Source organism: Winogradskyella undariae (assembly GCF_013285155.1).
Classification (GTDB): Bacteria; Bacteroidota; Bacteroidia; order Flavobacteriales; family Flavobacteriaceae; genus Winogradskyella; species Winogradskyella undariae.
Genome location: NZ_JABTEL010000031.1, coordinates 1 through 7,114, shown reverse-complemented (window position 1 = coordinate 7,114; position 7,114 = coordinate 1). Strand labels below are relative to the sequence as shown.

At 29.5% G+C, this 7,114-nt stretch carries 9 protein-coding genes; all 9 read left to right on the top strand.

What is annotated here, in order from left to right; genetic code table 11:
- Nucleotides 1-118: 118 nt before the first annotated feature.
- The gene (locus tag HSX10_RS18300; RefSeq protein WP_173589701.1) at nucleotides 119-508 is read left to right on the top strand and encodes a hypothetical protein; all 390 of its coding nucleotides are present in this window, start codon (nucleotides 119-121) and stop codon (nucleotides 506-508) included.
- Between the two features lie 179 nt (nucleotides 509-687).
- Nucleotides 688-954, top strand: a complete 267-nt coding sequence (locus HSX10_RS18295; RefSeq protein WP_173589700.1) for a hypothetical protein — start codon at nucleotides 688-690, stop codon at nucleotides 952-954.
- A complete protein-coding gene (locus tag HSX10_RS18290) occupies nucleotides 944-1,351 on the top strand; it encodes a contact-dependent growth inhibition system immunity protein (protein WP_173589699.1) in 408 nt (135 codons plus the stop codon). Before HSX10_RS18295 ends, HSX10_RS18290 begins: the two co-directional genes overlap by 11 nt.
- 149 nt (nucleotides 1,352-1,500) lie before the next feature.
- Nucleotides 1,501-2,298, top strand: coding sequence for a hypothetical protein (locus HSX10_RS18285; protein WP_173589698.1), 798 nt, complete (start codon nucleotides 1,501-1,503; stop codon nucleotides 2,296-2,298).
- Nucleotides 2,299-2,428: 130 nt separating this feature from the next.
- A complete protein-coding gene (locus HSX10_RS18280) occupies nucleotides 2,429-3,133 on the top strand; it encodes a hypothetical protein (protein WP_173589697.1) in 705 nt (234 codons plus the stop codon).
- A 169-nt stretch (nucleotides 3,134-3,302) separates the two neighbouring features.
- Nucleotides 3,303-3,986, top strand: a complete 684-nt coding sequence (locus HSX10_RS18275; RefSeq protein WP_173589696.1) for a hypothetical protein — start codon at nucleotides 3,303-3,305, stop codon at nucleotides 3,984-3,986.
- 169 nt (nucleotides 3,987-4,155) lie between these two features.
- Nucleotides 4,156-4,728 (top strand): hypothetical protein, encoded by a 573-nt coding sequence (locus tag HSX10_RS18270; RefSeq protein WP_173589695.1) that lies wholly within the window; start codon nucleotides 4,156-4,158, stop codon nucleotides 4,726-4,728.
- 4 nt (nucleotides 4,729-4,732) lie between these two features.
- Nucleotides 4,733-5,551 (top strand): hypothetical protein, encoded by an 819-nt coding sequence (locus HSX10_RS18265; protein WP_173589694.1) that lies wholly within the window; start codon nucleotides 4,733-4,735, stop codon nucleotides 5,549-5,551.
- 577 nt (nucleotides 5,552-6,128) lie between these two features.
- Complete coding sequence (locus HSX10_RS18260; RefSeq protein WP_173589693.1) at nucleotides 6,129-7,070, top strand: ADP-ribosylglycohydrolase family protein; 942 nt, start codon at nucleotides 6,129-6,131, stop codon at nucleotides 7,068-7,070.
- The last annotated feature ends 44 nt before the right edge of the window (nucleotides 7,071-7,114 follow it).

The following is a 7,114-nucleotide window of genomic DNA, read 5'->3' as shown; positions in this document are numbered from 1 at the left end:
TTCGGAATTTTCTCGCGTTCGTTTTTGTTTACTAAATTAGTTGCTGAAACACGCAACTAACCATACACAAGACCGTTGGCTGTAATTAAAAAACTGAATCCATGAATTCTGAAAGAAAATGATTTTTAGAACATTTGATATAAATACAAAAAACGAATTTGAATTAAACGTTTCAATCGTAGAAGATGAAAACGAAGATTTAATTACGATCTCTTGTGAACTTAATGATAAAAAAATAATAGTTTCGGGCGAATTTCATTTTGCAACGTTTCAAGTATTTAGAACGAAATTAATAAACGATAATGTTGATTTGAAATGTAAAGGAGCATTGATAAATGTTCATCCTTCACCGATGATGAAATTTGTTCCAAAAGCATATTTTTTAAAACTTGGAAAACAGGCGGAAATGGATTCTGTTGTCAATATTTATGAATATGAAGATATTTCTGAAAGTATAAGTCCTGAAAAACAGGATTTATTTTATCGAGATTGGATAAAGAGTTTATAATAAAGATGGAAAAGAAAAAACTACAGCCAACACCGTGTATAATTAATTGCTAGGTCACTGCCGACTTACGAACATTCCTTCGGAATATTCTATCTGTGATTTATTTGCTAAATTAGTTGCTTAAACACGCAACTAACCATACACATCAACGTTAGCAACAAGCTGAACCAACCAAGAAAATGAAGTACTACAAACGAAATTGGGAAGAATCACGTGGAGATGAATTTGATGATTGGGGAAAATCTATTTGGTACTTTGAAACCGATAATTCTGGACTTCCGACCAAACAAATGGAAGTTTATGCAAGCGGAAAAATATTGAAATATGACCAAACAAAAATGGAAGATGACTTTGGCGGACTTGGAGACCAAGAATTAGATTTAGACGAATTCTCTGAATTTGAAATAACCGAATTAGAATTTAATAAAGTTTGGAATGAGGACTAATTCAAAATCGATTGAAGAGCTGGAAAATGATTATTGGAAAGAGGAATCTGAATTTCCGACCAATCTGATTAAAAGATGTTTTGAATACAGAAAAATTAAAATATCGAAATTAAGTGTTGAACAAATAAGGCTTCTGATTTCTCAAAAAATAGGAATTGAATTTTTAATTGGAATAGCATTAGAAAAACTTGAACAGAATATAGTTATAGAAGGAGATTTATATGCGGGAGATTTGTTAGATTCTGTTTCAAAAATACCAACTGAATTTTGGAATAAAAACTCAACTGTATTTCTAAATTTTAAGAATATTTTTGAGTCAAATAAAGAGAAAATCATATCGGAACTCGGAGAAAAAGAATATGACCGAATTTCGGAAAGAATAAAAGCCAGTTGCTAACACCGTATAAAAAAAATTGCTAGTTTTACCTAAACCAAAGTTAGTTGTTCGTTTGCTAGCTTCTGATTTTCCTTCGGAAAATCCTCGCACACAAACACGCAACTTTCCTTATACATAAACGTTACCTGCAATGCCGAAAAAACTATAGAATGAATAAAATTGAATATCTTAAATCAATAACAAGTGCAGATAGACTGAATTATGATGAACGCTCTATTATTTTGGCTTTAATAAATTCTTTAAACTCGCAAGAATCAGTCGATTTTTTTGACCCTACATTTAATAATGATGCAAAGATTAGAGAATGGACTGCCAAAAAAATTGCAAAAGATATAGGAATTCAAAAAGAAAAAATTCACGATAACTTAATTAAAAAATTATTAGGCTTCTTAAGCTTGAAAAAGTTTAAACACAGAGCGACTTGTGGTTATTCTTTAGAATTAATTATCGAAAATCTTCCGAAAAAAGACAAACGGAAAGTTGTTAACGAATTACTTAACTCTACATATGCTCAATTAAGAAAAAGAGCATATCGCCAAATTGAGAATGACTTTGACAAATACTACGAAAAAAAGTTAATTGAAAGTTTTAAAAAATATCAAGATGAATATTTAATATGGTTTCTTCTTAAAAGCTTTTCGGACGAATTTGCTTACGAGAATTTCAATACTTTTTTTGAGAGTTGTAATGATTATCAATTAAGTAAACTATTTTTAAAAGTCACAAGAATAAAACCAGAACTAATTGGAAAATTAAAAGAAATTGATGAGATTTCTTACTCTTATGTAACAGCAAAAAATAATTTTGAAATTTCCGATAAAGAAGCTGTGGAATTAATAGAAAAAAATGAAAATGACGAAAGGATTGGTTTATTGATATGGTCAATAGGACAACACGGAAAATGGGAGATTTTGAAAGAGTATTATGATAAAAAGCACGGCAGGTAACACCGTGTATAATTCATTGCTGGTTTTAGCCTACTTACGAAAGTCCTCGCGGACTTTCTATCTGTGATTTATTTGCTAACTTTAGTACTCAAAACACGCAACGAAATCATACACAAACACGTTGTAAACAATGCGAAAAACGATAATAATAGTAACAATATTTGGACTTCTATTTAGCTGTTCACCAAAAATAAAATCAATTCTTGAATATCAAAAAAAAGGAAATGAATTTGTTTTAAGGAAAACGACTGAATTTGATAAAAATGGAAATAAGGTTTTAAGTAAAGGAGCTGGAAATGCGAGAAGTAATAGAATTACAAAAACTGAATACGAAAATAACAGACGGATACTTGAAGAATCTTGTGATTATTTCAAGCAACAGGATACTTGCGTCATTCGTTCCTTTTCTAAATTTGAATTTGACAAAAATACCGGAATTGAAAAAGAGACACGTTTTGAATCAGATTCGAGTGTAAGATTTATAAGAGAAATTAAAAAATTAAAGAAAATCAGAATAACTAAAGTTCATTCGTGGGAAATGTTTCCGACTAAAAACCCCAAGGAAGAAAATGCAATGATTCTAATCGACACAACTTATCTAGATAATAAAGGACGAAAAATTAAAAGCCTACATTATAATGCTAAACGAGAAAATCCTTGGATAGAAATTTTTAAATATTCTAAAAATGAATATACTGAACAAACAATTGGAACATCAAGAGATACAATTTTGACATTCAAAATATCGGATTTACAAAAAATGGCGGAAAAGAAAAAAATAGATTTTAAATTTTACAGTTTTGATAACTATAAATACGAAATTGAAAATTATTAAAAGCACTGTTTACAACACCGTATAAACTTTATTGCTGGTTTTGGCTCACTTGGGAAATTCCTTCGGAATTTCGCCGTTCGTGATTAATTTAGTAAATTCACTGCTTAAACCACGCAACAAAGCTTATACAACAACGTTGGGCTTAATTAAAAACACTACCTACAAAAGAATGGAATTATTAGTTTTATCTGATTATGGTTCAAAAGAAAACCTAAAAAAAGAAAACCCATCTGAATCGGACATTCTTAATATTATGAACTCTATTGATTGGAATCTATTTCATCAAGTGTGTCTGAGCAAAAATGATTACGACTGGGTTGAGGTTAGTGGAAATTTGAACGAAGACGGACTTGCAGCTATTTACGAAAAAGACAATGAGCAATTTGTTATTGACAAAGCTCCTACTTCTATAAATCAATTGACTGAAATATTATTATCTTATTTCAATAATGATGGTAAGTTCATTAAAAAATACAAATTTACTGGAGAAAACAACAATTCGGACTCAACCTACGATGCGGAAAAAGTTTATAAACAACTTCTAGATAATGAACAAAAAACATCTTTTGATAAAAATAAAACAGCAAAATATGGAATAATGGAACTAATTGAATTGTTCTTTTTTGCGCCATATTATTTTATCAAAGGGAGTTATCGTTTTAAATCCTTTAGCCATTTAAAAAAAGAAAATTATATAGTAATGCTCAAGCAAAAAACAATAATTTATGTATTGAGCTTTCTTGCTTGGTTTCTTTTCATTAATTATCAAATAAAAAATTACGAGCAAAAACGTTTAGAGGAAATTGAGAAAATTGACATCTCGGATTGGAAGAAAAAACACGGATATGAATAATAAAAAACTAAGCCCAACACCGTATAAAAAAAATTGCTAGTTTTAGCTAAACCAAAGTTAGTTGCTCGTTTGCTAGCTTCTGATTTTCCTTCGGAAAATCCTCGCACACAAACACGCAACTTTCCTTATACATAAACGTTAGCCACAATACGAAAAACGAAAAAACCGAATGAGTAAACTGAATTTAGATGTTAGAGATAATTATGAGTATTTTCAAGAGTTATCGTATGAAGAAAAAAATCTCGTTACCAATCCAATTGTTTTAGAAGAGAAAAAAAATAATAAAGATTGGTTGAAACAATCTGTAAAAATTGACCATTCTACAATTAATGAGAATATAACTTTGATAGTTGAAAAGAAACAATCATTATATAAATACGGAATTAAATTACATTGTCCGAATTTCACAGAAAAACCATATTTCAGATTTGATTCAGACGGTCCTGCTCATAGAAATAAAACAGAATTACCTTTATCGGAACAAATAATTACAACACCACATTTTAACACATATGATGAGAAAGGACAAGAATTTGCTTATAAGAGTAAAACTTTAAAAAGCGAGAAAGACGCTCAAGCAATTATTGATAATTTGGATTTTGGAATTAGTCATTTTTTCCAAGAAACTAATATCAAAACTAAAGGAAAAACAGAATACCCAGAGATAAAAGTTAATGAGCCAGAATTATTTGAAATTGAACCAAAGACTGACCCATTAAATGGAATTGATTTTTTAGATTAGCGGAATGGATAAATTGTTAGACATATTTAAAACAATAAAAGATGACTTCTGCTCTCTTACAACTTACAAGTTGCGAGGTGAGAGTTTAGAAATAATCACGCCATTTTCTACTTTAAACAATAAATTTGTTTCAGTATTCATAAAACAAATTAAAGATAAATACGTGATTTCTGATGCTGGTTGGACTGATTTGAACTACTATGATATTAATATTAGTGAAGAATCAAATGATATAATTGAACGTATTTTTACTTATTATCAACAGAGTTTTGGAATTTCTACAACTTCAGATAAAGCAGGAACATTACACTATTATAAAACTTGCTCGAATCCGAGAGATATTCCTGCAAATGTATTTGATTTAGCCAACTTTGTTGTTGGAGCAGTAAATTCTTTAGGCATTCAATATAAAGATGAAAAAGAAGAGAAAGAACGAGAAACATTCAGAACAGATGCTAATACGTTTTTAAAAGTCAATTATAAAGACAATGTTAAACTTCGAAAGTCTTTAGACGATTTTCAGAACATAAAATTTAATGCATTAATTACTAAAAACTCTGACATATTTTTAGTGTCTTATGTTACAGGAAGTAATCCTTATTATTTTGCAAATGATTTGAGAAAAACTATCGTAAATTTTGAAATTTCAGAAAAATCAAAATATAGAAGTTTTATTCGAGAAAAAATATCTATCATAAATGACCAAGCAGATGGTTATCATCCCGTAAAATTGAACAGTATGTTGGATTTACTTAATGAAAAAGTAACTAAGGAACCAATAAAATGGTCTGAAAAGGAAAGAATATTAGAGATTGTTAGATAAAAGTACTGTGGCTAACACCGTGTATAATTAATTGCTTGTTTTTAGCCAATTTACGAAAGTCCTCGCGGACTTTCTATCTGTGATTTATTTACTAAATTTAATGCTTAAAACACGCAACTAATCATACACAACAACGTTGGCAGCAAGTTATGCCGATCTACAATTTTCCTTCTTCCTCTTCTATTCTGTTCTTGTTTTTTAAGTCCAAAAATTTCAAGATTGCGCAGAAAAAATTAAATTTAATAATCTGATTCTTAAAAAAAAAATCAAAACTTACGTCTGAACTGTGCGCAAAAAAACAATCTGACTCTAGAATTATTAATGAAAAAATTAAACAATTCCTGGAGTTACGTTCCTTAAAAACGTACGATTAAAAATAAATTTATCAGCATTTCGCAAGTATAACGGCTGTTTAATAAAAAAATAAAACCTGCTGCCAACAATGTATATAATTTATTGCTGCTTCTGGCCTACTCACGAAAAGCCCTTCGGCTTTTCTATTCCGTTATTATTTGCTAAATTACGTGCAAACAACACGCAACAAACCATATACTAGACCGTTGTGCCCAATTAAAAAATGAACATTTCTGAAAGATTTATAGGCTGTATTTTAGGAGGAGCAATTGGAGATGCTTATGGAAGTGCGTATGAAAATAATACTCAAGAAAATAATTCTGATACTACATATTATCCATTTGGAAAACCTCAAATAAAAACATCTGAATGGAGAATAACAGATGACACACAACTTACTATTGCAACTTGCGAGACAATTTCTGAAAATAAAATATTAGATGCGAAATTCTTTGCTCAAAAATATTTGAGTTTTTATAAAGCAGGAAAAATTACAGGAATTGGAGCAAGTACTTTAAAGGCAATGCAAGAATTAGAAGTTGGTGGACATTGGAATTTAGTTGGCAGAAAAGGAGAATATGCTGCTGGAAATGGAGCAGCGATGAGAATTGCACCTTTAGGTTTTGAATCTAAACTTACAAGGAACATAATTAAAGAAATTTGTAATATAACTCATCAAAATGATGAAGCATATGTAGGTTCATTAAGTATAATTATTGCTATTCAATCTATAATAAATGGAACTTGGACTGGCAAAGAGAACTTACTCAAAATAATAATAAATGCAATTCCTGATACAAGAGTTAGAGATAGAATAATTGAGATTGATAACTTAAATTGTGATTTGTCAAAAATCGGAAAATTAGGAAATGATGGTTATGTGGTAAATTCTGTTCCTTTAGCAATAGCATTTGCTAGTAAAGTAAACGTAATTGGATTAAGTGAAATGTTTAAACAGATTATAGAACTTGGTGGAGACACAGACACAAATTGTTCTATTGCAGGTCAAATTGCAGGAACATTAATCGGAATTAAAAACATACCGAATGAATTATTAGACAAACTAAAAGAACTGAATGATTATGATTGGATTGATAAGACTATTCAGAAATTTATAGAAAATAAAAACTGGGCACAACAAAGTACTGTGGTAAAAAACAAGTAAAAACTTATTAATTTATTGCTAAAGTACTTCTGTAATTATTATCA